The sequence below is a fragment of the Streptomyces sp. NPDC057136 genome (assembly GCF_042670885.1).
Taxonomy (GTDB): domain Bacteria; phylum Actinomycetota; class Actinomycetes; order Streptomycetales; family Streptomycetaceae; genus Streptomyces.
Window position 1 is genome coordinate 87865 of sequence record NZ_JBHUUV010000026.1, and the last position, 25013, is coordinate 112877.

At 71.0% G+C, this 25013-nt stretch carries 24 protein-coding genes and 1 pseudogene; 13 read left to right on the forward strand and 12 right to left on the reverse strand.

The annotated features are described in order from the left end of the window. Positions 1-82: 82 nt before the first annotated feature. Together ACFT7S_RS26920 and ACFT7S_RS26925 are read left to right on the forward strand one after the other, a co-directional pair. A complete protein-coding gene (locus ACFT7S_RS26920) occupies positions 83-892 on the forward strand; it encodes a GNAT family N-acetyltransferase (RefSeq protein ID WP_382736131.1) in 810 nt (269 codons plus the stop codon). Next, complete coding sequence (locus ACFT7S_RS26925) at positions 889-1806, forward strand: lysophospholipid acyltransferase family protein (RefSeq protein ID WP_382736133.1); 918 nt, start codon at positions 889-891, stop codon at positions 1804-1806. Before ACFT7S_RS26920 ends, ACFT7S_RS26925 begins: the two co-directional genes overlap by 4 nt. On the opposite strand, the gene egtD is transcribed toward ACFT7S_RS26925, so the two are convergent. The 4 genes from egtD to egtA are packed head-to-tail and all read right to left on the reverse strand — an operon-like array spanning position 1749 to position 6128. Beyond that, complete coding sequence (egtD, locus tag ACFT7S_RS26930; RefSeq protein WP_382736135.1) at positions 1749-2711, reverse strand: L-histidine N(alpha)-methyltransferase; 963 nt, start codon at positions 2709-2711, stop codon at positions 1749-1751. The genes ACFT7S_RS26925 and egtD overlap by 58 nt on opposite strands. Continuing rightward, the gene (egtC, locus tag ACFT7S_RS26935) at positions 2708-3463 is read right to left on the reverse strand and encodes an ergothioneine biosynthesis protein EgtC (protein ID WP_382736137.1); all 756 of its coding nucleotides are present in this window, start codon (positions 3461-3463) and stop codon (positions 2708-2710) included. Before egtC ends, egtD begins: the two co-directional genes overlap by 4 nt. Continuing rightward, the gene (egtB, locus tag ACFT7S_RS26940) at positions 3463-4821 is read right to left on the reverse strand and encodes an ergothioneine biosynthesis protein EgtB (RefSeq protein WP_382736138.1); all 1359 of its coding nucleotides are present in this window, start codon (positions 4819-4821) and stop codon (positions 3463-3465) included. Before egtB ends, egtC begins: the two co-directional genes overlap by 1 nt. Next, positions 4818-6128, reverse strand: coding sequence for an ergothioneine biosynthesis glutamate--cysteine ligase EgtA (gene egtA, locus ACFT7S_RS26945; RefSeq protein ID WP_382736140.1), 1311 nt, complete (start codon positions 6126-6128; stop codon positions 4818-4820). The genes egtB and egtA overlap by 4 nt, the downstream gene beginning before the upstream one ends. Before the next feature lie 148 nt (positions 6129-6276). On the opposite strand from egtA, the gene ACFT7S_RS26950 reads away from it, so the two are divergent. After that, positions 6277-7113: a TIGR02452 family protein gene (locus ACFT7S_RS26950; RefSeq protein WP_382736142.1), complete on the forward strand. Its 837-nt coding sequence runs from the start codon at positions 6277-6279 to the stop codon at positions 7111-7113. Here the strand turns inward: ACFT7S_RS26950 and ACFT7S_RS26955 are convergent. After that, entirely contained in the window at positions 7098-7562 is a 465-nt protein-coding gene (locus tag ACFT7S_RS26955) for a type II toxin-antitoxin system PemK/MazF family toxin (RefSeq protein ID WP_382736178.1), read from the reverse strand. The two genes, ACFT7S_RS26950 and ACFT7S_RS26955, sit on opposite strands and share 16 nt — an antisense overlap. Positions 7563-7636: 74 nt before the next feature. On the opposite strand from ACFT7S_RS26955, the gene ACFT7S_RS26960 reads away from it, so the two are divergent. The 4 genes from ACFT7S_RS26960 to ACFT7S_RS26975 all read left to right on the forward strand — a co-directional run bounded on the left by ACFT7S_RS26960 (position 7637) and on the right by ACFT7S_RS26975 (position 10704). After that, a complete protein-coding gene (locus ACFT7S_RS26960) occupies positions 7637-8788 on the forward strand; it encodes a glycosyl hydrolase family 18 protein (RefSeq protein WP_382736143.1) in 1152 nt (383 codons plus the stop codon). Between the two features lie 69 nt (positions 8789-8857). After that, complete coding sequence (locus ACFT7S_RS26965; RefSeq protein ID WP_382736145.1) at positions 8858-9880, forward strand: LacI family DNA-binding transcriptional regulator; 1023 nt, start codon at positions 8858-8860, stop codon at positions 9878-9880. A 61-nt stretch (positions 9881-9941) separates the two neighbouring features. Continuing rightward, positions 9942-10208, forward strand: coding sequence for a hypothetical protein (locus ACFT7S_RS26970; RefSeq protein ID WP_382736146.1), 267 nt, complete (start codon positions 9942-9944; stop codon positions 10206-10208). A gap of 73 nt (positions 10209-10281) precedes the next feature. Then, entirely contained in the window at positions 10282-10704 is a 423-nt protein-coding gene (locus ACFT7S_RS26975; protein ID WP_382736148.1) for a helix-turn-helix domain-containing protein, read from the forward strand. Positions 10705-10845: 141 nt separating this feature from the next. Here the strand turns inward: ACFT7S_RS26975 and trxA are convergent, their stop codons facing one another. Next, the gene (trxA, locus tag ACFT7S_RS26980; protein ID WP_382736150.1) at positions 10846-11229 is read right to left on the reverse strand and encodes a thioredoxin; all 384 of its coding nucleotides are present in this window, start codon (positions 11227-11229) and stop codon (positions 10846-10848) included. Positions 11230-11344: 115 nt separating this feature from the next. Between trxA and ACFT7S_RS26985 the strand changes: the two genes are divergently transcribed. Further along, positions 11345-12784 (forward strand): dihydrolipoyl dehydrogenase family protein, encoded by a 1440-nt coding sequence (locus ACFT7S_RS26985; RefSeq protein ID WP_382736152.1) that lies wholly within the window; start codon positions 11345-11347, stop codon positions 12782-12784. A 132-nt stretch (positions 12785-12916) separates the two neighbouring features. On the opposite strand, the gene ACFT7S_RS26990 is transcribed toward ACFT7S_RS26985, so the two are convergent. The 4 genes from ACFT7S_RS26990 to ACFT7S_RS27005 form a co-directional block, all read right to left on the reverse strand. Then, positions 12917-13567 (reverse strand): FMN reductase, encoded by a 651-nt coding sequence (locus ACFT7S_RS26990; RefSeq protein ID WP_382736154.1) that lies wholly within the window; start codon positions 13565-13567, stop codon positions 12917-12919. Further along, positions 13564-14685 carry an LLM class flavin-dependent oxidoreductase gene (locus tag ACFT7S_RS26995; protein ID WP_382736156.1) on the reverse strand — a complete coding sequence of 374 codons (1122 nt, stop codon included), beginning with the start codon at positions 14683-14685 and terminating at the stop codon, positions 13564-13566. The genes ACFT7S_RS26990 and ACFT7S_RS26995 overlap by 4 nt, the downstream gene beginning before the upstream one ends. A 90-nt stretch (positions 14686-14775) precedes the next feature. Beyond that, positions 14776-15087, reverse strand: a complete 312-nt coding sequence (locus ACFT7S_RS27000) for a hypothetical protein (RefSeq protein ID WP_382736158.1) — start codon at positions 15085-15087, stop codon at positions 14776-14778. Positions 15088-15228: 141 nt separating this feature from the next. Further along, positions 15229-15804, reverse strand: coding sequence for a Dps family protein (locus tag ACFT7S_RS27005; RefSeq protein WP_382736159.1), 576 nt, complete (start codon positions 15802-15804; stop codon positions 15229-15231). A 275-nt stretch (positions 15805-16079) separates the two neighbouring features. Between ACFT7S_RS27005 and ACFT7S_RS27010 the strand changes: the two genes are divergently transcribed. The 5 genes and pseudogenes from ACFT7S_RS27010 to ACFT7S_RS27030 all read left to right on the forward strand — a co-directional run. Beyond that, on the forward strand, positions 16080-17444 hold the full coding sequence (locus tag ACFT7S_RS27010) for a dihydrolipoyl dehydrogenase family protein (protein ID WP_382736161.1): 1365 nt from the start codon (positions 16080-16082) through the stop codon (positions 17442-17444). Further along, on the forward strand, positions 17441-18670 hold the full coding sequence (locus ACFT7S_RS27015) for a low temperature requirement protein A (protein ID WP_382736163.1): 1230 nt from the start codon (positions 17441-17443) through the stop codon (positions 18668-18670). Before ACFT7S_RS27010 ends, ACFT7S_RS27015 begins: the two co-directional genes overlap by 4 nt. Before the next feature lie 612 nt (positions 18671-19282). Beyond that, positions 19283-20344: a helix-turn-helix domain-containing protein gene (locus tag ACFT7S_RS27020; RefSeq protein ID WP_382736180.1), complete on the forward strand. Its 1062-nt coding sequence runs from the start codon at positions 19283-19285 to the stop codon at positions 20342-20344. A 156-nt stretch (positions 20345-20500) separates the two neighbouring features. Beyond that, a complete protein-coding gene (locus ACFT7S_RS27025; RefSeq protein WP_382736165.1) occupies positions 20501-21493 on the forward strand; it encodes an alpha/beta hydrolase in 993 nt (330 codons plus the stop codon). A 245-nt stretch (positions 21494-21738) separates the two neighbouring features. Next, a pseudogene (locus ACFT7S_RS27030) lies at positions 21739-21893 on the forward strand (oxidoreductase); the annotation flags it as partial. A gap of 204 nt (positions 21894-22097) precedes the next feature. On the opposite strand, the gene ACFT7S_RS27035 reads toward ACFT7S_RS27030, so the two are convergent. Beyond that, the gene (locus ACFT7S_RS27035; protein WP_382736167.1) at positions 22098-24356 is read right to left on the reverse strand and encodes a helix-turn-helix domain-containing protein; all 2259 of its coding nucleotides are present in this window, start codon (positions 24354-24356) and stop codon (positions 22098-22100) included. 50 nt (positions 24357-24406) lie between these two features. Next, a complete protein-coding gene (locus ACFT7S_RS27040) occupies positions 24407-24877 on the reverse strand; it encodes a hypothetical protein (protein WP_382736169.1) in 471 nt (156 codons plus the stop codon). Between the last annotated feature and the right edge of the window lie 136 nt (positions 24878-25013).

Consider the following 25013-nt stretch of genomic DNA (forward strand, 5'->3'; position numbering starts at 1 on the left):
ACGGAAGAAGTAAGGGGCCGGGCCGTCGCAGCACTGCGGCGGCCCGGCAGCCGCCCTTGCTGATCCGTCCCCGGAGACTGCCATGACCGCGCTGCCCCTCACTCCCCTCACTCCTCTCACCCCCTTTGTCCCCGCCCCGGACACCGCCCGGGCGACCGCCCCGGCCTACCGGGTCTCCCTCGCCGTCGACCAGGACGACGTACGCGCCGCCCAGCGGCTGCGTCACCAGGTCTTCGCCGGAGAGCTCGGCGCCCTGCTCGACAGCCCCGAACCCGGTCTCGACAGCGACGCCTTCGACGCCTACTGCGACCACCTGCTGGTACGTGAGACAGCCACCGGTGACGTCGTCGCCACCTACCGGCTGCTGCCCCCCGAGCGGGCCCGCATCGCCGGACGCCTCTACGCGGAGAGCGAGTTCGACCTCGGCAGGCTGACGCCCATCCGGGACGACCTCGTCGAGGTCGGCCGGTCCTGTGTCCACCCCGCACACCGGGACGGCGCCGTCATCGCCCTCATCTGGGCCGGACTCGCCCGCTACATGGAACGCAGCGGCCACAGCTGGCTGGCCGGCTGCTGCTCCATACCCCTCGCCGACGGCGGCGCACTCGCCGCCGCCAGCTGGGACACCGTACGGGCGAAGCACCTGGCGCCCGAGGAGTACTGGGTCACCCCGCACCGCCTCTGGAGCGCCACCGGACCCGCCGGGGCACCCGCGGCCCGCGCCGCCCTGCCGCCGCTGCTCCGCGGCTACATCCGCCTCGGGGCCTGGGTCTGCGGAGCACCCGCGTACGACCCCGACTTCAACGTCGCCGACCTCTACGTCCTGCTCTCCCTGCGTCGCACGGACCCGCGCTATCTGCGCCACTTCCTCTCCCTCGCCCCGCTGCGATGAGCGGCTGGCTGCCCGTCGCCCCCTGTACGCCGCACGACTGCGCCGGCCATCGGGGCGCGAGACGGGGGCCGCTGCCGGCCACCGTCCTGCTCGTCGCCGGGTGCGTGCTCACCCTGTTCGGAGTGGTGTGCGTCCCCGCCGTGCTGCTCCTCGGGGCCGCTCACCGCGACCGGCTGATCCGTCGGTGGGCGTACGCGGTGGTGCGGGCCTTCGGGGTACGGGTGCTGATCACCGGGGAGCCGGTGGAGAAGGGGGCGGGCGTACTGGCGGAGCGCTCGGCGGGCGAACTGGTGGTCGCCAACCACGTCTCCTGGCTGGACATCCCGCTCGTGGCGGCCGTGCTCCCCGGCCGGATGCTCGGCAAGAGGGAGATCCGCGACTGGCCGGTGCTCGGCCCGCTCGCCGCCCTCGGCGGCACGCTCTTCATCGAACGGGACCGCCTGCGCGCCCTGCCGGACGCCGTGCGCGCCGTGGCGGAGGCGCTGCGGGCCGGGTCCCGGGTGGTGGTCTTCCCGGAGGGCACCACCCGCTGCGGGCGGGGGCCCGGCGGGCGGTTCGGGCCCGCTGTGTTCCAGGCGGCGATCGACGCGGGCGCCACCGTCCGGCCGGTACGCCTCAGCTACCGCGCCGCGCGAAGGGGCCCCGCCACTGTGGACGGGGCCCCGGCCGGACCCTGTGGGGACCCTTCAGCGGGCCACCCGGGTCATACGGGCGCGGTCGCGTTCGTCGGCGACGATCCCCTCGCCGCGTCCCTCTGGCGCGTGGTGACGGCCGCCGGGCTCACCGCGGAGCTCCGCCTCCTCCCGCCGATCCTCGCGGCGGCCGAACCCGGCAGACGCGCGCTCGCCAGCGCCGCTCAGAACGCCGTCGCCAGCGACAGCGCGAAGCGGCCCGCCGTATCCGTCCACCAGTGATCCAGCCGCAGCCCGGCATCGGCCAGCTCGCCCCGTACCCCCTCCTCGCGGAACTTCGCCGATACCTCCGTGCGCATCTCCTCCCCGGCCTCGAACGTCACGACGAGGTCCACCTCCGGGATCTTCACCGTGAGGGCCCGGCGGGCGCGCAGCCGCATCTCGATCCATTCCAGGCGTGGGTCCCACACCGCGACATGGTCGAAGTCACCGAGCTGGAAGTCGGCCCCCAGCTCACGGTTCACCACGGACAGCACGTTCTTGTTGAACGCCGCCGTCACCCCGGCCGCGTCGTCGTACGCTGCGACGAGTGTCGCTTCGTCCTTCACCAGATCCGTGCCGAGCAGCAGACTGTCGCCGGGGGAGAGCAACTCCCTTACGGAGTGCAGGAACTGCTCCCTCTCCTCCGGGAGCAGATTCCCGATCGTCCCACCCAGGAACGCGACCAGTCGCGGCCCCGGCGTATCGGGCAGGCGCAGGACATGGGTGAAGTCGGCGATGAGCGCGTGCACCGAGAGGCCCGGCCGCTCGGCGAGCAGCACGTCGGCCGCGCCCTTCAGCGCGCTCTCGCTGACATCGACCGGTACATAAGTGTGCAACTCCGGAAGGGCGTCCAGCAGATGCCGGGTCTTCTCCGAGGAGCCCGAGCCGAGTTCGATCAGGGTCCGGGCCCCTGACGCCTCCGCGATCTGCGAGGCGCGGGCCACGAGGATCTCGCGCTCGGCACGCGTCGGGTAGTACTCGGGGAGCCGGGTGATCTCCTCGAACAGCTCGCTGCCGTGCGCGTCGTAGAACCACTTGGGCGGCAGCGTCTTCGGCTGCCGGTTCAGGCCGCTGAGCACGTCGGCGCGCAGCGCCGCGTCCGTCGCGTCCACCGGCAGGGTGCGGGTCAGTTGGAAGGGACTCACGCGGTGGGCTCCTTGAGCGGGGTCAGCAGTACATCGGTGCGGGTCGCGGTGAGCAGGGTGCGGTCGGGAACCTCGCGCCACAGCGGATCGTCGTCGTACGGCTCCGAGGCCACCACCGTGCGGCGTCCCGGCTCCGTGAGATACCAGAGGGTGTCGCCCCAGGCGGTCGCCACGATCGTGGAACCGTCGGTGAGCAGCAGATTCAGCCGCGAACCGGGGGCCCGGGCCGCGATATCGAGAACGGTGTCGGCGACGGCCTGCGGGATGGTGTCGCCCTCGGCGATCCGGTGGCGTACGAGCGCCCAGATCAGTGCCGAGTCGCTGCGGGCGGCGAGGGTCAGCAGTTCGGCGGCGGGCAGGGTGCCGGCCAGGGGCGCCAGGGAGGCCGGCCAGCCCTTCACCGCTCCGTTGTGGCTGAACAACAGGCCGTCCGCGGCGAACGGCGCGGCAGCCGCCTCACCGTCCGCGCCCGCCTCGGTCGCGTCACGGACAGCGGCGAGGATCGTCGTGCTCCGTACGACCCGGGCGAGGTCGGCGAACGTCTCGTCGCCCCAGACGGGCCCCTGGCGCCGGTAGCGACCCGGCACCGGGTCCCCGTCCGCGTACCAACCGACCCCGAAACCATCCGCGTTGACGGTCCCGTACCGCTGGCGGCGCGGCTCCCAGGACTGGCGTACCAGGGAGTGCGCCGGTGACACCAGGACTTCACCGAGGGCCACCGGAACACCCACGTACGCAAGATGACGGCACATCAGGCATCCCTCGCGGTGCGGAAGCCGGAGAAGATCTGCCGGCGCACCGGAAGGTCCCAGTTACGGAACGTGCCGCGGCAGGCCACCGCGTCCACGGCGAACGAACCCCCGCGCAGCACCTTGTGCTCCGGGCCGAAGAAGACGTCGGAGTACTCCCGGTACGGGAACGGCGCGAAACCGGGGTACGGGAGAAAGTCGCTCGACGTCCACTCCCACACATCGCCCATCAACTGGCCCACACCGAGCGGCGACCGGCCCGCCGCATAGGCGCCGGCCTCGGCGGGGCGGAGGTGTCGCTGGCCCAGATTGGCGTGCTCGGGGCTCGGGTCCTCGTCGCCCCACGGATAGCGCATCGAGCGTTCCGAGGCCGGGTCGTGGCGAGCCGCCTTCTCCCACTCGCTCTCCGTGGGCAGCCGCCTGCCCGCCCAGCGGGCGTACGCGTCCGCCTCGTACCAGCTGACGTGCAGCACCGGCTCGTCCCGCGGCACCGGCTCGGTCACCCCGAAGCGGCGTCGCAGCCACTGCCCGGCGTCCCGGTGCCAGAACAGGGGTGCGGTGAGACCGTGTGCGTTGATCATGTCCCAGCCCTCCGGCGCCCACCAGCGTCGCTCGGAGTATCCGCCGTCCTCGATGAAGCGCTCGTAGTCACCACAGGTGACCGGAGAGGTGTCGATGAAGAATCCCGCCACCTCCCGCCGGTGCGCGGGCCGTTCATTGTCCAGCGCCCAGGGATCGGCCGAGGTGCCCATCGTGAACGGCCCCTCGGGCACGATGACTTCGGCGGAAAGACCGGCCGCGTCCGTGGGGGCGGGCGGCTCCGGTGCGGAGAGTGCGGCGGGGCCCGACCTCAACTGATGGGTGATCAGCATCGTTTCGTCGTGCTGCTGTTCGTGCTGCGCGATCATTCCGAAGGCGAACCCGGCCCGCACGAGCGGCCGGCCGCCCTCGTGCAGCGGGGTTCCTTCCAGGATGTCCAGTGCCCGGCCGCGTACGTCGGCGGCGTAGGCCCGTGCCTCGGCGGGTGCCAACAGCGGCAGCGAAGGGCGGCTCGCCCGCGGGTGCTCGAAGGCGTCGTACAAGCCGTCGATCTCGGGACGCATCGCCTCGCGTCCCCCGACGGCCCGAAGGAGCCACTGCTCCTCCTGATTGCCGATGTGCGCCAGGTCCCAGACCAGCGGAGACATCAACGGGGAGTGCTGCGCGGTCAGTTCGCCGTCGTCCACGCTGTCGGTGAGCAGAGCGGTGCGCTCGCGGGCCGTCAGGAGCGCGGCGAGGGCACGCTGCCTGAGAGCTTCGGGGTCCCGCTCCACGGCCTCGGACGAGATGTCCGGGAAGCCCTCGGCGGAGAGGTCGGTCATGAGTGGGTGCCCCTTCCCTGGAGCGGTGCGAACCCGTCGGGTGTGCGGTCGGTCAGGTCGTCGGCCGGACATCGACCCCGGGCGACGAACCGTTCGTGGAAGTCCGCGACGGTGTCCCGCACGGTCTTGCTCGCCCCGATCCGGGGCAGCGCGTCGAGAGCCACCTCGAAGCAGACGACCGCCGCGGCCCGCAGCTCCGGGTCTCTCAGACCGTCACGGGCGGCGCCGGTCCACAGCGGATTGCGCGGTGCGGCCAGCGGGCCCGCCGTCTCGGCCAGCGGTTTCACGGTGCGGTACACGGTCTCCGCTGCCTCCGGATCGTCGAACAGGGCCGTGGTGACGGCGAGCGGCACGAGCCACCCGTCTTCACCGTTCTGCGCGTCGATCATGCGCAGCTCAAGGTGTCCACGCGGACGGACCGGCGGAAAGAGCGTCGTGAGGTGGTAGTCGAGATCGGCCCGTACGGGTGGCCTCGGCCCGCCGCCGCGCATCCAGTCCCGGAACGTGAGCCCGTCGGGTACCTCCCAGGGGCCGTCCCCGCCCCGGATGCACATCACCGGGGTATCGAGAGCGTGGGCAGTCCACGCGTCGCGCGGCGCGAGACGGTCGGACGGAGCAAGCGACCGGGCGGGATCGAGCTCGGCCCAGAGCGCCTGACGGGTGGAGCGCCAGCCCGTGGCCCGGCCCTGCTGGAACGGCGAGTTGGCGAATGCGGCCACGAGCACGGCACCCAGCAGATGCGCCAGCTGCCAGCGCCGCCCGTACCCGAGCGGCCCCGGCTCCTCCTCACCGGCGTCCAGACAGACCTGGATGGACGCGGACGTGCACATCATGGCGCGCCCGGCCGGGCCCGACCGGTCGAAGGAGTGTTCCATGGCCGCGTAGCGAGGCTCCCGCAGCAGCCGGCGCGGGGGATGCCACGGATCGACACCGAGGCCGACAGGGACGAGACCCGCCCGCCCGAGCGTGTCACGTACGGCGGCGAGATCGGCGGCCGCGGCGTCGACGCACTCCATCAGGGAGTCGGCGGGAGCGGAGCTGAGCTCCAGCTGACCGCCGGGTTCGAACGTCAGGGACGCGCTCAGAGGCAGGGCGCGTACGGCGTCGGCGGCCGCGCCGAGCCGCTCCTCCGTTACGAGAACGTCGGGATGCTCACGGTCGTGAATGAGCCATTCGAGTTCCACGCCGACCTTGCGCGGGGGCCCTGTCTTGAAGCAGATACATCGCAGTAAATCCTCGGCCTCACTCTCACCGAGCGGTACGCCGTGCTCCGCCTGGCGGTCTGCGCCGGGGGTTTCCGGGGGCATGTTCGTTCCTCCTGTACAGGTACGTCCGTACCACCCAAACCCCTTCCGGGAGATCGCACAAGGGTGCCCCCGTCATGCGTAAATCCGCTTGCGTCCATGCCGGTGGAACGCCGAGCATGCCCCGTATGCACCACACGGGGGCGCGCCGATGAGCGCGAGACTGCGCGGCATCGCGCGAGAGACCGAGGCCATCGTCGAGGCCGGCCGCTACCGCACGTCCGACGGCCGCGAGGTCAGTATCGAACGCGCGCTGACCGCCGCGCTCTCCGGCACCCGGCTGTACGGACCCGAGCCGGTTCCCGTCGCTGTCCTGGACACCGACCGGGTCACGGTCTTCGAGGTGACCGGCGAGAGCAGTCTGCAGGCCGCACACCGGCTGACCAGCGAGGCAACGGCCAAGGTCGCCGTCCTCACGTACGCCTCGGCCCGCAATCCCGGCGGCGGATACCTGAACGGCGCACAGGCCCAGGAGGAAGCCCTGTGCCGCGGCTCCGCGCTCTACGCGACCCTGCTCCGAGCCCCCGATTTCTACGCCCACCACCGAGCCGAACGCAGTACCTTCTACACCGACCGGGTGATCCACTCACCCGGCGTTCCGGTCTTCCGGGACGACCGGGGCCGTCTTCTCGACACCCCGTACACCGTGGGCTTCCTCACCTCTCCGGCACCCAACGCCGGAGTGATCCGCAGCGGGACGCCCGAGGAGGCGTACCGCATCCCGGCCGCCCTCGTGAGCCGCGCCGAACGGGTCCTCGAAGTGGCGGCCGTGCGGGGCTACCGCAGACTCGTGCTCGGCGCCTGGGGCTGCGGCGTGTTCCGGAACGACCCCGCAGAGGTGGCCGGCGCGTTCCACGCGCTGCTCTCCGACGGTGGCCGGTTCGCGGGCCACTTCGAACAGATCGTCTTCGGCATCCTCGACCGCAGCCCCGATTCCGCCGCCCGGGCGGCGTTCACCCGGACGTTCGCCGGTCAGCTCCAGCCGTAACGCTCCCGCAGCCGCCCCGCCACGAGATCGAACCGCTCCCGGTCCAGCGCACAGGCCTCCCGCCGCATGCCGTCCTCGTGCACACGCAGCAGCCGGTCCAGATCGACCCAGGACTGACGGCCCGAGCTGTCCCACGGCCCCGCCCCGAGCGCCACCCACTCGCGGTCCAGGTCGTGCTGCTTGCTGGAGAGCTGTACGGCGAGCAGCGTCCCGCCCGCCTCACGCGCCACCACCAGCACGGGCCGGTCCTTGCCGCGCCCGTCGTTCTCCTCGAAAGGCACCCAGGTCCAGACGATCTCGCCCGGGTCGGGATCGCCGTCCCGGTCGGGGGCGTACGAGGTGCGCACCGGGCCCGCATCGCGCGGGTCCGCCTCCGTCGTGGCGGTCGGACCGTTGCGGCCGGGAAAGTCGGACGAGCTGTCAGTGGTGGCTGTGCCGTGGGGGAACATCATCCGAACACCGTAGAACCTGTACGGCCCATTCCATGGAGCGGGGCAGCTGAAAGGGCATCAGGCTCGACCACATGGTCATCGGACTCCTCGCACATCCTTCCCGTACCGTCGCCCTCACCGTCGCAGGCCTGCTCGCAGCGACCCTGCTCCCCACGGCTTCTGCCGCGGCGTCAGCCCGCCCGCAACCATCCCCTTCCCACTCGACTTCCCTCTCGACGAACGAGCCGGGCACGGAGCCCGGGCCCCACGCGGGCGGCGGCGCCGCCCTCCCGCGCACCGTGTCGGCGTGGCTGCCCTACTGGGACCAGGAGGGCGCGTACCAGGACGCGCTGCGCCACGCGGAGCAACTGCACACCGTCAGCCCCTTCTGGTACCAGGCGATTTCGGCCGGCCGGATCGACCCGCACCCGGGCGCAGGCGAGCGCCGCATCATCGACGGACTGCACCGGGCCGGAGCGAAGGTCGTGCCCACCGTCATGGAGACGATGAAGAAGGGCGCCCTCGCCGCGATCCTCACCGACCCCGCGCAGCGCGCGGAACACGCCGACGCGCTGATGCGTACGGTCCGTACCCGCGACTACGACGGCCTCGACCTCGACTACGAGACCATCGCCGCCACCGGCGAGAGCACCTACCGTCAGGTCCGCGACGGCTTCACCGCTCTCGCCACCGACCTCTGCGGACGCCTCCACAATCTGCGCAAACAGTGCGTGATCACGGTGTACCCGAAAACCAGGACCACCGGGCGCATCTGGGACTACGCGGCGATCGGCCGCGTCGCCGACCGGATGCGGATCATGGGCTACAACCTGCACTGGTCGAGCGGCACACCGGGCCCCATCGCCGACACCGCCTGGTACGACGACATCCTGACCCGCGCCACCGCCCTCGTCCCGGCGGCCAAACTGGAGATGGGACTGCCCGCCTACGGCTGGGACTGGCCGGCCGATCCCGCGAGCAAGGCCAAGACCGGGCACGTGACGTGGAAGACCGCCGAAGCCCTCCGCCGCAAGGAGGGGGCGCTCTACCAACTGGACAAGGTCTCCGGAACGCCGCACTTCAGCTACCTGGACGGCACAGAGCGCCGCGAGGTCTGGTACCAGGACGCCCGCGGAGTCGCCGCGCACATGCCGGTGCTGCGCCGCCACGGCGTCCGCAACACCGCGATCTGGGCCCTGAACTTCGAGGACCCCGACGTGTGGCCGGTCCTCGCCCGAGGATGACGGACTTCGCGGCCCCGTAGCCCCCGGCACAGGGGCCCCGCGAACCGGTCTGGAAGACTGCCGGACGCCATGAGCCAGTTACCCGAGCAGCCCGCCGAGACCTCCGTGCCGACCAGCGCCGACGTGGCGCGCCTGGCCGGAGTCTCCCGGGCCACCGTGTCCTACGTACTCAACAACAACGCGACCGTACGGATCAGCGAACAGACCCGCCGCCGGGTCAGGGAAGCGGCATCCGATCTCGGCTACGTTCCGCACGCGGCGGCCCGCAGCCTGCGCGCCGGGCACAGCCGGATGGTGCTCCTGCCCACCTGGCACATCCCGGCAGGCCCGCTCCACCAGCGCTTCTTCCACGAGCTCCAGTCGGATCTGCGCCGCCTCGACTACACCGTCGTGCAGTACGGCAGCGCGGGCCTCGACGCCGACGAGGCGGCCAGGGCCTGGGCCGAGCTGCGCCCCGTCGCGGTCGTCTCGCCCGGCGGGCCCGCCCTCACCCCGTACGGCATAGACGTCCTCACCCGTTCCGGCGCCAAGGCCGTCATCACGCTCGGACCGCAGCCGGTCGACGGCGCACACGCCCTGGTCATGGACCAGCGGGTGGTCGGCAGCTGCGCGGTCGCCCATCTGCTGGCCCGGGGCCGCCGCCGGATCGGCGTGGTCCTGCCGCAGGAACCGGGTCTCGCCCTCTTCGGCGAACCACGGCTGGTGGGCGCACGCCGCACCGCGGAGGCGGCCGGCGCGCGCATCCACCCGCTGCCCCTGCGGTACGAGGAGGAGTCGGCGGCCCAACTCGCCGCCCGCTGGCACACGCTGGGCCTGGACGCCGTGTTCGCCTACAACGACGAGTACGCCATGCTCCTGATGCGGGCGCTCCAGGACGCCGGCATCTCGATCCCGGGGGAGACCGCCGTGATCGGCGCGGACGACCTCGTGCTCGGCAGGCTGCTCCGCCCGCGGCTCAGCAGCGTCCGGATGGAACTGGCGGCCGAGCAGCCCCCGGCCGAGCTGATCGACCGGCTGGTGCGCCACTCCGGCGGAACCCCGGAACGCCACGACCTGCTGCGCGCCGCGGCCGTACCCCGCGAGTCCAGCTGAACCGGCCGCCGCGAGGCGCGACGAAATGCGCCGCGCACACCGGATGTCTAGCGTCTTGGGCATGAGCCATCCGCAGAGTTACGAGATCCTGCTGATCCCGGAGTTCGCCGATTCCCGCAACGGGGACCCCGAACCCGGCACCGCCATCCGCTCGGCGGTCGTGGCGGCCACCGGCGACACCGGGGCCTCGGGCTACCCCCGCTATGCCGGGGACGGCATGGAAGCGGACATCGACCCGGCGACGCACACCGTGGAGGCCCTGTTGGTGGACGGTGCGGAGGTGGACTACGGGCTCACGGTCCGTATCGCGGAGAGAACCGACGACTAGGCCCCAGGACGCGACCCAGGGGTCTTGCCCGGACGGCGCCGCACGGCAGGGGCGGCCGTGCGATCCTGGACGGGTGACGCTTTCGGACCTGGTCCGGCTACGCCGGGCGCGCGACCAGATGGACCGCGACTACGCGGAACCGCTGAATGTCCCTGCCCTGGCACTCACGGCCCACATGTCGCCCGGCCACTTCTCCCGCAGCTTCCGTGCCGCGTTCGGGGAGACGCCGTACAGCTATCTGATGACCCGCAGGATCGAGCGGGCGAAGGCCCTGCTGCGGCGCGGCGACCTGTCGGTGACGGATATCTGCTTCGCGGTCGGGTGCACCTCGCTGGGGACGTTCAGTACGCGGTTCACCGAGCTGGTGGGCGAGAGCCCGAGCGCGTACCGGGCACGTGGGCACGAGCAGGGCGAGGGCATCCCGGCGTGCGTCTCCAAGATTCATACCCGGCCTGTCAGGAACAAGGAACCGCTCAGCAACACGGACCTTCAGTAACGCGGAACCGGTTCGCACACGGAGTCGTTTCGCTGTCGCACCGGCCGGTCACATGCTGCGCGACCCGGTCGGCGCAGACCGACCGGGCCCTGACCATGCGGACGTCCGCACGGTCACCGCAGCATCAGCACTCGGCTCGACCTACGGCTGATTCTGCTCCTGCGTCTTCTGCTGCTCCTCGACGGACTTGCGTACCTCGTCCATGTCCAGATTCCGGGCCTGCCCGATGACATCCTCGAGGGCCGCCTCGGGGAGCGCGCCGGGCTGGGCGAAGACCGCCACATTGTCCCGGACGATCATCAGCGTCGGAATGGACCGGATCTCGAAAGCCGCTGCCAGCTCCTGCTGGGCCTCCGTGTCGACCTTGGCGAACACCAGGTCGGGGTGACGCTCGGAGACCGAGTCGTACACCGGCGCGAACTGCCGACACGGGCCGCACCAGGAAGCCCAGAAGTCGATCAGTACGAAGTCGTTGTCGCTCACGACCTGATCGAAGTTTTCCTTGGTGAGCTCTACGGTGCTCATGCTCTGATACCTCTTCCTGGGCCCGTTCGGACCTGTCGGGCACAACGGTGACTGCACTGGCGCTATTCCGCCTGCCCATGTGGCCGTCACGCACACCCACGATCAGACTGTCCGCATGACTGAAGTGGCGGAGAACGCTGAATACGACGTTGTGGTGATCGGTGCAGGTCCGGTCGGTGAGAACGTGGCGGACCGGGCCAGGGCCGCGGGGCTGAGCACGGCCGTGATCGAATCGGAGCTCATCGGGGGCGAATGCTCGTACTGGGCGTGCATGCCGAGCAAGGCACTGCTGCGCCCCGTCGTCGCACGGGCGGACGCCCGCCGCGTCCCGGGCCTCAGCGCCGCCGTGCAGGGCCCGCTCGACACGGACGCGGTTCTGGCCCACCGCGACGAGTACGCGTCCCACTGGAAGGACGACGGGCAGGCCGGCTGGCTGGAAGGCGTCGGCGTGCACATCTACCGGGGCATGGGCCGTCTGACCGGCCCCAGGCAGGTTTCCGTCACCACGGGCGAGGGCACGGAGCACCGGCTCACCGCCCGGTATGCCGTGGCCGTCTGTACCGGCAGCCGGGCCGTGGTCCCGGACCTGGCCGGCGTCGCCGAGGCCCGCCCCTGGACCAGCCGCGAGGCGACCAGCGCCAAGGAGGTACCGGGCCGACTGATCGTGGTGGGCGGCGGCGTGGTCGGCGTCGAGATGGCCACGGTCTGGCAGGCCCTCGGCGCCGAGGTGACGATGCTGATCCGCGGGAAGGGGCTGCTCCCCAAGATGGAGCCCTTCGCCGGTGAACTGGTCGCCGAGGCGCTGACCGAGGCCGGTGCCCGCATCCGTACCGGAGTGTCGGCCACCGCGGTACGGCGGGCGGCCCCGGACGGACCGGTCACCGTGGAGCTGGACAACGGCGAACAACTGGAGGCCGACGAGATCCTCTTCGCCACCGGCCGCGCTCCGCGCACCGACGACCTCGGCCTGGAAACGGTGGGCCTGGAACCCGGCTCCTGGCTCGACGTCGACGACAGTTGCCGTGTCCGGGGAAGCACCTGGCTGTACGCGGTCGGCGACGTCAACCACCGGGCGCTCCTCACGCATCAGGGCAAGTACCAGGCCCGTATCGCGGGTGCCGCGATCGGAGCCCGCGCCCAGGGCGTCCCCCTGCTGGAAACCGACCGCTGGGGCGCCCACGCAGCCACGGCCGACCACGCGGCCGTCCCCCAGGTCGTCTTCACCGACCCGGAGGCCGCCTCGGTCGGCCTCACGCTCAAGGAGGCGGAGGACGCGGGCCACCGGGTACGGGCGGTCGACTACGACCTGGCCTCGGTCGCGGGCTCCGGCCTGTACGCACAGGACTACCGGGGCCGCGCCCGCATGATCGTGGACCTGGACCGGAACATCCTCCTCGGCGTCACCTTCGTGGGCCCCGGCATCGGCGAGCTGCTCCACTCCGCCACCATCGCGGTCGCGGGCGAGGTCCCGATCGACCGCCTGTGGCATGCGGTCCCGGCCTACCCGACGATCAGCGAGGTGTGGCTGCGGCTTCTGGAGGCGTACAGGGGTTGAGGACAGACGGCGGAGTGTGGGTGGGGCGGAAGGAGCGATCGAACGTGCCTACGACGGTTGCGGACGCTGTCTGCCGATGCCGCTCGCCAAGACGACCTCTTACCAACGAACAACCCACTTCGCGGACATGACCTAGTCCGGCCGCAGCGCCGCCAGTTGCTGTTCGAAGGGGACCACCGTCTCCTGCGCGGGTCGCCCGGCACTGTCCGGGCGGAGGCGCATGAGACCGGCCAGTTCGCCGGCCGCGCGGGTGATCCGGGTGGGCAGGGTGTCGGTGAGGGCGTCGCCGCTGCCGCCCCAGTCCTCGGTGGCCGCGTAGACGGCGGTGGGGACGACGACGGTCCGCAGGAAGGCGAACAACGGGCGCAGTGCGTGTTCCAGGGCCAGCGAGTGCCGGGCTGTGCCGCCGGTCGCCGCGGCCAGTACCGGGGTGCCGGTCAGGGATCCGTTGTCCATGACGTCGAAGAAGGACTTGAACAGTCCGCTGCAGGAGGCTGAGAAGACTGGTGTGACGGCGATGAGCCCGTCCGCCTCGGTCACCGCTTCCAGGGCTGCTGCCAGGGAGCGTGAGGGGTAGCCCGTCACCAGGTTGTTGGCGATGTCGACGGCCAGGCCGCGAAGCTCGACGACGGTGACCTCGACCTCGCGCCCGTCGTCGCTCAGTTGCTGCCGTACGGCTTCGGTGAGCCGGTCGGCGAGCAGCCGGGTGGACGAGGGGACACTCAGCCCGGCCGACACGACCGCGAGTCTCAGGAACTGAGAGGAGCTCGCTCGGTCCTTCACTTGGACATCTCCTCCTTCAGGTCCTGGCGGTCCTGCATCGCATGGGCGTCACGGTCGGCGAGCAGCGATGCATGAGTAGGCGCGTCCGGGACGTCGGCCGGGCGGCCATGGGCGAACTCCTTACGGAGTACGGGCAGGACTTCCTCGCCGAGCAGGTCGAGCTGTTCCAGGACGGTTTTGAGGGGAAGTCCGGCGTGATCCATCAGGAACAGCTGGCGCTGGTAATGGCCGTATGTGTCGCGGAAGGCCAGCGTCTTGTCGATGACCTCCTGCGGGCTGCCTACCGTCAGCGGGGTGTCACGGGTGAACTCCTCAAGCGACGGCCCGTGCCCGTAGACAGGCGCGTTGTCGAAGTACGGGCGGAACTCCCGTACCGCGTCCTGGGAGTTCTTCCGCATGAAGATCTGGCCTCCGAGGCCGACGATCGCCTGCTCCGCGGTGCCGTGGCCGTAGTGGGCGTAGCGCTGCCGGTAGAGGTCGATCAGCTTCCGGAAGTGATCCTTGGGCCAGAAAATGTTGTTGGCGAAGAAGCCGTCACCGTAGTAGGCGGCCTGCTCGGCTATTTCGGGACTGCGGATGGAGCCGTGCCACACCACGGGCGGTACGCCGTCCAGCGGGCGTGGGGTGGAGGTGAAGCCCTGCAGCGGAGTGCGGAAGCGGCCGGCCCAGTCCACGACGTCCTCACGCCACAGCTTGTGCAGCAGCGCGTAGTTCTCCACGGCGAGTGGGATGCCCTGGCGGATGTCCTGGCCGAACCACGGGTAGACCGGTCCGGTGTTGCCCCGGCCGAGCATGAGATCGACCCGGCCGTCGGCCAGGTGCTGGAGCATCGCGAAGTCCTCGGCGATCTTCACCGGGTCGTTCGTGGTGATCAGTGTGGTGGAGGTGGACAGGATCAGCCGCGAGGTGCGTGCGGCGACCCAGCCCAGCATGGTGGTCGGCGAAGAGGGCACGAAGGGCGGATTGTGGTGTTCACCGGTGGCGAAGACGTCCAGCCCGACCTCCTCGGCCTTGATCGCGATGGCGGTCATCGCCTTGATCCGTTCGCCTTCGGTCGGCGTCCGGCCCGTGGTGGGGTCGGCGGTCACATCCCCGACGGTGAAGATTCCGAACTGCATGGAGTCCAACTCTCTTGATTGCTTGCTGATGTGACTGGATCGTTCGGCGCCGGGTCAGGGCCGCCGGAAGGCAGGGGCAGACGGAGCGGCTCAGCCGCGGGTGATCCGGCGCGCGATGAGTGCCGTGACGGCCAGCAGTACGCCGGAGAAGACCAGCACCGCTTCGGGGACCCGGACCGACTGCACAGCCAGGCCGAGACCGAGCACCGGAAGGGACAGCCCGAGGTAGGCCGCCAGGAACAGCCCGGTGAGGGTTTCCCCGCGCCGCTCCGGTACGGCCGGCGACAACACCGTGGTGACGCTGCCCTTGAAGGCGGTGCCGACGGCGGCGCCCGAGACCGCACTGCCGACGAGGAAGAGGGCCAGGCTCGACACCCGGACCGCGGCGGTCAGCACGACCACGCCGACCGCCAGAAGAGCCAGTCCCAGCAGCAGTTGGGTGCGGGGGCCGCCACGGGCTAGCAGTAGAGCGGGGTGGGCACGGTGGAGAAGGCCATGATCAGGGTGAAGACCGCGGCGATCAGCCAGAAGCCCAGATGGTCCTCATGTACGGACGAGGGGGGTGTCGACCAGGTGCTCGGCCAGGAACCACGACTGCAGTTCGCCGGTCCGTATCACCTGGGAGACGAGCAGGTCGTTGGTGCCGTCGTCCCCCAGTTCCGCGGTGCGCGCCGCCGCGTCGTGGGCGTCGGCGAGGATCGTCTCGTGGGCCTCCAGCAGCCGTGACAGCATGGCGGGGACCTCCTCCACACCGTTCGGAGGCCTCGGGATGGCAGTGATCTCGGCGACGTGCCGCTGGTCACCCACGGCCACACCGCCAAGGGTCTGCACCCGCTCGGCGAGCGTGTCGACGATTTCGAGCTGCTCTCCTGCGTGCTTGTCCAGGACCAGGTGAAGTTGGTAGAAGGTCGCCCCACGCATCAGCCAATGGTGCTTCTTGTAGAGGCCGTAGAGGATCTGCGTGTCGGCCAGGATCTGGTTCAGCCGCTGGCAGGAGTACATACGGGTCTGGAACGACAGACCGATCGGGAACTGTTTGACGGTCCCGAACTCCTGGATGACGTCGCTCTTCTGATGCAGCCACGGCTGGCTGCCCGAGCGCTTGGATTCAGTGGACATGAGGTGCCTCCTGGGTGTGCTCCGATTGCTTACGGGAACGACGCTAGGGCTGAATCGGGGCCCGGGTTGCCCAGGAGCGCATGCGGTGATGCTCATCAGCGCACAAGGGCCTGTCCGGCGGATCAGGGCCGGAAGCGGTGTCCGCCCGGCGTTCGCTCCTGGGCAAGAGCTCGTGCGCTGGCGGACGCAGTGGGGGTGCCGTGCCGATCTACGGTCGGTGAATCCGCCCTCTCAAGACAGCGGACGCCGGACGAAGAATGAGAAGAGGCACGCGCATGAGTGAGCAGGCGGATGTGGTCGTGGTCGGCCTGGGGCCCGGCGGGGAGTACGTCGCGGGGACCTTGGCCGAGGCCGGACTCGACGTGGTGGGGATCGAGGCGGAGCTCGTCGGAGGCGAGTGTCCGTACTGGGGTTGTGTGCCCAGCAAGATGATGATCCGGGCCGGGAACCTCCTCGCCGAGGCCCGTCGCGTTCCGGGGCTCGCAGGCGAGGTGGACGTGACTCCGGACTGGGACCGGGTCGCCGGCCGCATCCGGGGCGAGGCCACCGACGACTGGAACGATCAGGTGGCCGCCGACCGGCTGACCGGCAAGGGTGGCCGGCTCGTCCGCGGCACCGGGCGCCTGGCCGGGCCACGCCGGGTGACAGCCGGTGGCCGTACCTTCGAGGCCCGGCGCGGCATCGTACTGGCCACCGGAACACGGCCCCGGATCCCACCGGTTCCTGGCTTGGAGACGACGCCGTACTGGACCAACCGGGACCCCATGGCGACCAAGGAGCTGCCCGCTTCCCTGCTGGTCCTGGGCGGGGGCGCCATCGGCGTCGAACTCGCCCAGGTCTTCGCCCGTTTCGGGTGTGTGGTCACCGTCGTCGAGGGCCAGGACCGGCTGCTGGCGACGGAGGAACCGGAGGCCGGGGAACTGGCCGACAGCGTCCTGCGGGCCGACGGTGCCACCGTGCTCACCGCGTCTCGGGCCCGGCGGGTGAGTCATGACGGCACTGCGTTCACGGTGCACCTCGACGGCGTGGAGCAGCCGCTCACCGCCGAGCGGCTCCTCGTGGCCACCGGCCGCCGCGTCGACCTGGCCACGCTGGGAGTCGATACGGTCGGTCTCGACCCGGCGGGTGCTTCGGTGGACACCGACGGGCAGCTGCGGGCGGGCGAGGGACTGTGGGCGGTCGGCGACATCACCGGCCGGGGCGCGTTCACCCATGTGTCGATGTACCAGGCACAGATAGCGGTGCGCGACATCCTCGGGCAGCCCGGCCCCGACGCCGACTACCGGGCACTGCCCCGGGTCACCTTCACCGACCCGGAGATCGCGGCGGTGGGCCTCACGGAGCGGCAGGCCCGCGACCAGGGCCTGCGGGTCCGTACGAGCTCCGTGCCGATCGCCTCCTCCACGCGCGGCTGGATCCACGGGGCGGGCAATGAGGGATTCGTCAAGCTCGTCGAGGACGCCGACCGGGGTGTCCTGGTCGGAGCGACCTCGGCGGGTCCGTCGGGGGGCGAGGTGCTCTACGGGCTGAACGTCGCCGTTCATGCCGAGGTGTCCATCGAGCAGCTGCGGCACATGATCTACACCTACCCCACCTTCCACCGGACCGTCGAAGCAGCCCTCGGGGCCCTGCGCCGATGAGTTCTTCGACGACGTACAAGGACGGACGCGGGCGCCCGGGGGTCATGCACGGCCGGGACCCGAACGAGCCGCACCGGGCCGCCACTTCACTGGAGCTCCTCTTCGACCTGTGCTTCGTCGTCGCGGTGGCGCAGGCGTCCGGGGGCCTTCATGAAGCGGTGAGTGAAGGGCACTATGCCGCGGGTCCCCTGCGCTTCGCGCTCGTCTTCTTCACCATTTGGTGGGCGTGGATGAACTTCACCTGGTTTGCCTCCGCATACGATCCGGACGACGTCGCCTACCGGCTGACGGCGCTGGTCCAGATCACCGGGTCCCTCATCCTCGCGGCCGGTGTGGCGCGGGCGTTCGAGGACGGCGATCTGAGCGTCATCACCCTGGGATACGTCGTGATGCGCACAGCGCTGGCCGCACTGTGGCTGCGTGCCGCGCGCTCCGACCCCGGCCGGCGCAGGACCGCTCTGCGTTTCGCCACCGGAGTGGTGGCGTGCCAACTCGGTTGGGTCGGGCTGCTCTTCCTCCCGGCCTCGGCACACCTGCCGGGCATAGCGGTGTTGATCGTGGCCGAGGTCTCCGTCCCGGTGTGGGCGCAGTCCGCCGGGATGACACCATGGCACCCGCGCCACATCGCCGAGCGCTACGGGCTGTTCACGCTCATCGTGCTCGGCGAGTCCGTGGCAGCCGCCGCCACAGCCGTCCGGGGCGCCCTCGCGGAGCACCACGGCACGGGACGGCTGTACGCGGTGGCGGCAGGGGGGTTGCTGATTGTCTTCGCCATGTGGTGGCTGTACTTCGCCAGACCCGCTCACACCATGCTTGCCACGACGCACCGGGCTCACCGCAAAAGGTTCACCTGGGCTTACGGCCACTACCTGATCCTGGCCTCCGCAGCCGCCGTGGGAGCCGGCCTGGCAGTGAACGCCGATCACATCACCCATCGCACCGATGCCTCGCCGACGACCGTCGCTGCCGCCGTCACCGTCCCGGCCACGATCTTCCTGCTCACCGTCTGGGCCCTGCACCTGAGGCCCCACCAGAGGGGCGCGGCCGAACAGACACCGTTCCCCCTCGCCGCGGGCCTCATCCTCACGGCCACCTTCACGCCCGTACCCACCCTTACTGTCGGACTGCTGCTGGCGGTCCTGGTCGCCGTGGTCACGGTGGCCGGTCACGGCAGGACGGCCGCGCGGGGGAGTGGCTGCGCCGGGCTCGGCCAGTTGCCCGGGTGATGACCGGCTGCGTCGCCGATGGCCCCGGGCTCGTCGGCGACGTGGTCCGGGTGGCGGTGCCTTCCAGGCGGCTCCAACTGCTCGCCGCAGGTGGCCCTTGGGTTCACCGGACGCGTAGTCGACCTGGCCCATCCGGTCCATGTGGATGAAGGGGGCGAGGTCCGTGGTGCTCACTCCGGCGAAGACTCGCCCGCTCGGCGGCGCGATGTCGGTGCAGAACCGGCTGTCCTTCCAGGGCGATGCGCTCGTAGGGCCCGGGCCGTGAAGGGTTGGGTGAGTAGTCCTGCGGGCCGGTCGCTCTTCCTCACGGTGCCCTGTGCTGTTCCGGTACGGCACAGCACCGGACGTGCCCGTCTGCTCCCGAAATTTCTGCCTGTGGTTCTGCCTGGAGACCGAAGGGGTCCCCTGGTTGGCTGTTTTGTGCGGGCGGGAACCCAAACCTCGCCGAAGCAGGCCGGTTGCGCTCTCCAGCGAGGTTGCTGCCCGTACGACGAGCTGTCCGGCCCTGCCGGGCACCGGCCGCCGCCTTCCGGGAGGTGCAGCCGTCCGTCCTGTTCCCGTCCGTTGCAGCCCCGGAGTCACTTCCCATGAGCGGAGAGCAACTTGAGCTTGGTGTTGACGACCGCCTCCGTGCCGGACCGGGACAAGGTCGCGTACTGGAACGATGCGGTGAGCAGGACGCTGGTGCCGATGACGGTCGCCCCGCGGGGCGACGGCCCGTTCGACGGCCGGATCGCCACCGACCGCCTCGGGTATCTCCAGGTCTCCACCATGGAGGCCGACGCGGAGCGGGTCAGCCGCACCCCGGCACTGATCGCCCGATCGTCCGAGGCGCTGGTGGCGGTCGGTGTCCAGATATCTGGCACGGCCACCTTCATCCAGGACGGCCGGCGGGCCGAGGTGGGTGAGGGAGACCTCGTGGTGTACGACACGACCCGGCCGTACTCCTTCGACTATCCGCAGCGGTTCGCCACGCACGTCTTCCAACTGCCCCGCCGCATGCTGGGCGTGCCGGACAGCGACATCCGGCAGGTCACGGGCAACGCCATCGGCACCGGGGACGGCTTCGGCGCGATGCTGCTCCCGTTCCTGGCGACCCTGGCCTCCTCGGCCGACGGCTACCCGCCGGCCGTCGCGGACCGGCTGGCCGGCAATGTCGTCGACCTGTTCGCCACCCTGATCGCCGAGCGCGCCCACCGGGGCGGCACGGACGCGGGCACCGCCCGCAGCCACCTGCTGCTGCGCGTCCGCGAACACATCAACCGGAACCTGGGCGACCCGGACCTGTCGCCGGAGAGCATCGCCCGGACTCACCGGATCTCCGTCCGGTACCTGCACCGGATCTTCGAGGGTGAGGGGACCACCGTCGGTCGGCTCATCCAGAAACGGCGCCTGGAGGAGTGCGGCCGTGAACTGGCCCGCCGCGGCAGGACAGCCCCCACCGTGTCCGCCGTCGCCCAGCGGTGGGGCTTCGTCAACCCCGCCCACTTCAGCCGGGCCTTCCGCGCCGCCTACGACGTCTCCCCCCGTGAATGGCGCAACCTGCGCACCGCCCAGGACGACGGCGGGCGGTCCCCGGCGGTCACCTCGGCGCCCGGGACCGTCCCCAAGGCCGCCGCCGATGTCCACGGTGCCGACCGGCCAGTGGCTGACCTCCCGCAGCCCAGCGGGTAAGGTCCCCGCTCAGAGCCGTGCGGGCCGCCCTGTACCTGCGGCGGCAGTGCCTTGGCCCGGCAGCCGCCCATCGCGTTCCGCCGCTCGACCAGGAACCCGGTGCACCGAACAACCCTTTCGCTTCAGGCCCCCTCGGCCCTCTCGGCAGGAGACCGTGTGACCGACTTCGTCCCTTCGCCCCTTCGGCACCCTGTCCTGGACCGCACCACCCGAGCGTTCGCGGACAGTCACACCTGCCCCCCGTCGGCGCACCCGGACCTGGAACATGCCCGGCTGGACCTTGCCCGTCTCCAGGGGAAGGACGACCCCGACCCTCTCGACGAGGAGGCCACCTCCACGGAGTGGTTCGCACTGCCGGGCGGGCCGACCGGTCACGTACGGGTACAGGTGGTCAGGCCCGCCGACAGCGTCGGCGAGATCCCCGTCGTGCTGTTCCTGCACGGGCTGGGCTGGGTCCTGGGCGACGCCGGCACGCATGAGCGCCTGGTGCGCGCGTTCGCCCTCGGTACAGACGCGGCCGTGGTCTTCGTCGAGTACGAGCGCGCCCCCGAGGCGCAGTATCCGGTCGCCGTCGAGCAGTGCTACGCGGTCGCGAAGTGGATCTTCGAGCGAGGCGGCGAGATCGGTCTGGACGGAAGCCGGATGGCCGCCGTGGGTGACTCGGCCGGCGGCAACCTGGTGGCGGCGCTGACCCTGCTCGCCAAGGAGCGCGGCGGGGTGCGGCTGCTGCAGCAGGTGCTGCTCTGCCCCATCACCGACGCCGACTTCGACACCCCCTCGTACCAGGAGTTCGCCAAGGGCTACTTCCTCGGCCGCGAGACCATGCGCTGGTTCTGGGACCAGTACCTGCCCGATGCACGGCAGCGCAGCGAGGTCACCGCATCACCGCTGCAGGCCTCCCTGGAGCAGCTCACCGGACTCCCCCCGGCGCTGGTGGTCACCAGCGAGGCCGACGTGCTGCGCGACGAGGGTGAGGCCTACGCGGCGAAGCTCCGGGCGGCCGGCGTTGCGGTGGTCTCCATGCGCTACCACGGGACGATCCACGGCTTCATGGTGCTCGATCCGCTACGCGACACGGCCGCCGCCCGCGCAGCCCTCATCCAGGCCCTCGACACCGTGCACGTCGCCCTGCACCGGCACCGCGGCTGATTCCTCCGCTCCGGGACGGGTGCACGAAGGTGCGCCCAGGGCACATCCCCCGTGCGCGAGCAGGCAGGTGCCGCCGCCCGTGCCGGGTTGGCTTGGGGTGCGGCTGCGGGACGGAGAACGGACCGGTACGAGCCGCAGCACACGCCCGAGAGACGAGGAAGAAGACGACTGTGGAACCCTTCAGGATCGTGACTGCTTCGGCCGGTCCCAGCCAGCCCTCGTCGACACGCCTGCCCGGTTCCCATCTGATCGCCAAGCCGGTGCTGATCGGGGCCACCGGCGGCTTGGCCCGGCACTCGCTGGCCCTGGAGCACGCACTGCGCCACTCTTCGCCTGCCTGTGCTCGCACGTGGTCCGGACCGTGGTCTTCGCGGCCTCCGAGGACTGGGGCGCGGGAGGCCCGCCCGCGTCGGCAGACGGTCGCGTAAGGCCGTGAGTTACACGAAGTCATGGACCGGTCCGGGAAACAGGCCGCGACGCAGCGCAGCTGATCGATACTGCTCCCCCTCGTCCCACGTCACGTCGGCCTCCGCCGTGATCACCAGGGCCGGCGGCAGCCCAGCGGGATGCCGAACCCAGGGCACATCGCGGCGGCGGGCGTTGCTCACTCGGTGGGGAGCGAGTCCAGGAGCTTCTGTGCGGTCTTCAGGTCTTTGCTGTCGGCCGCGTCGCCGAAGGCGAGGACCTGACGGAGGCAGGAGCGGGCTTCCTCGGCATCTCCCAGCTCAATCAGGGCCTCTCCCAGATGCAGTAGCGTGCTGCCCTCTATGTGGGGAATGCCGATGCGGTTGGACTGGACCACAGCATTGCGATAGTGGTCGGCGGCCTCGTGCCACCGCCGCAGGACCGCGTAGTCGCGACCAAGTGCGCGGGTCGTGTTGGCACGGTAGATGTCGGGGACGTGCCCGCTCACCGGACAGTCGGGCGCATCCAGGAAGGCGATGATGCGCTTGTGCTGGATCAGGGCTTCCTCGGCACGGCCGCGCAGGCGCAGGGAGGATCCGTAGGTGAACATGGCACCCAGCCAGCCCTCGCGTTCGTCGGCCTCTTCGTATAGGTCTATGGATGCGAGCGACTTGTCGGCGGCCTCCTGGACCTCGCCGAGCTCCGTGTGGCCCCATGCCGCATGCGCCAGTGCCGAGGCTTGCTGGGAAGCGTCCTGGGCGCGGCGGGCGTATTCCAGCGCTTCGTCGGCCCGTTCGATGGCCTCCCGGTGGCGGCGCGCGCACGCGTTCAGGGTCCAGGAGTACATGTTGAGGTGGTAGGCCTGCAGGTACGGGTCGTCGAGTGCGGCAGCGGCCTGGCTGGACAGGCGGAAGACCTCGGTCCAGTGCCCCCAGAAGACCCACAGGTTGCAGAACCATTCCATGGCATCGGCGGTCTCCACCACCCGAGTGTGCTCACCCCGCCGGGCCGCGCTGCGCAGCGCGGCGACCCAGGCGGGGGCTTCGCTCTGGAGCCAGGCCCGGGCCTGCTCGGCACTCTCCAACGGGACCAGGCCCTGCCAGGAGGACGGCGGCGCCCCATACCTGGGCTTGTACCAGCGGCCGGCGACCACAGCCGTCTCCAGCAGCCAGGCCCGCAGCCGGTCCTCGGCCGCTTCCCGCTCACCCGGCTCCTCCTCGCGGGACAGCCGGGCCCGGGCGAACAGCCGCAGGAGGTCGTGCAGTTGGTAGCGGCCGGTGAAGGTGGCCTGGAGCAGGCCGGCCTCGACCAGCTCCTCCATCACGTCCTCGGCCTCGAAGACGCCGGTCGCGGTCAAAGCGGCGCCGTAGGCGGCCGTCATGTCCGGCACCGGAACCAGACTCAGCAGCCGCAGCATCCGGGCCGCCTGGCCGGTCAGCTGCCGGTAGGACAGCTCGAACGCCGCCTCCACCCGCACATCACCCGCAGCCAGCGCGCCCAGACGGCGCTCCTCGTCTGCCAGGCGACGGACCAGGTGGTCAACGCTCCACCCGGAGCGGACCGTCAGCCAGTTCCCCGCCACCCGCAAAGCCAACGGCAGACGCCCGCACAGCTCCGCCACCCGCGCCACAGCCTCGGCTTCCGCATCCGCCCGCTCCGCACCCAGGATCCGGCGCAGCAGATCCACTGCCTCCGCCTGCGCCATCTCCGACAGCGCCAGCCGGTCGACATCCTCCAGACCCGTCAGCGGCCGCCGACTGGTGACCAGCACCAGACTCCGCCCGCCCGCAGGCAGCAACGGACGCACCTGCCCCTCGTCCCGCGCGTTGTCCAACACCACCAGGCACCGACGCTCACCCAACAGCGCCCGCAACAGCCCCGCACGACCATGCGCATCCTCCTGCGCCAACCGGCGGTCCGACACCCCAAGGGCCTTCAGCAGCTTCAGCAGCGCCTCGCCCGGGTCCACAGGGCCCTCCACGCCGTGGAGATCGACCACAAAGCACCCGCCGGGAAAGCCCCCCGCCAGTTCCGCTGCCGCCTTCAGCGCCAGCGTCGTCTTCCCACACCCCGGAGGACCCGAGACAACCGACACCGCCACCCCCACGCCGGTGCCGGCCCGTTCCGCCGCCTCCCGCAGCAGCGCCAACTCCGGGCCGCGCCCCGTGAAGTCCCCCACCGATCGCGGCGGCACAGCCGTCCCCGCCACCGCCACCGCACGCGTCGGACGCGCCGCCCGCGCCGCAGCCAGCAACGCCTCCCGCTCCGCGTCCGCGAGCCCCAGCCCCTCCGCCAGCGCCACCACCGTACGTCGCTGCGGAACCCGACTACGCCCCCGCTCCATATCGCCGATCGCCCGGACACTCACCCCCGACGCCTCAGCCAACTCCTCCATCGTCAAACGACCCCGCTGCCGCAGACCACGCAGCACCACCCCGAACGACTTTTCCCCGGACACGACCGCTCCCTGTTCTCCCCCGATGGAAGAATACGGCGTGTTTCTCCAGGTCACAGCCTCAGGGCCGCGGCCGCGACTGCCCTTGAGCACCTCCGATCCCAACACCCGGTGAACCGCCGGCGCTGCTCAACCGGCCGCAGCCCGCCCCGCCGCGCCGCGCGGTGACCACGGCAGCCGGCAGCGCCGGCAGTACGGCCGATGGCCTCGTGCAGTCGGCCATACCCGTCGTTGACTCGCAGCAGCTTCTCACCCGCGTCCTTGGCCGCGGCTCTCTGCTCGTCGCCGCCGTCCGCGCCGCCATGGACCACGGTGACCGATCCTCCGACGAGCAGTCCCAGGTACAGGGCCTCGTCATGGTCCTCGGCCGGCAGTTGAGCAGGGGCACAGGCCCGGCCGGCGTGGACGCCGCCACGGCGGCCCGGCAGGAAGAACGCGAGGACGGCCGCACCGGCACCAATGGCCATGACCACCTTGAGGCCGTTCTCGGAGAGCAGGGAAGACCCGCCCAGGTTCATGGTCATCCGGGTGAGGACGACACCGGGCGACGGCGCCCGTGATCAGGGCCGGCACGGCGCGAAATTCACGGGCAGCAGCGCTGTTCGCAACCGGCTGAGCCTGAGACGCGCTGCGCCTGAAGGGGCCCGCACCGTCCGGTGC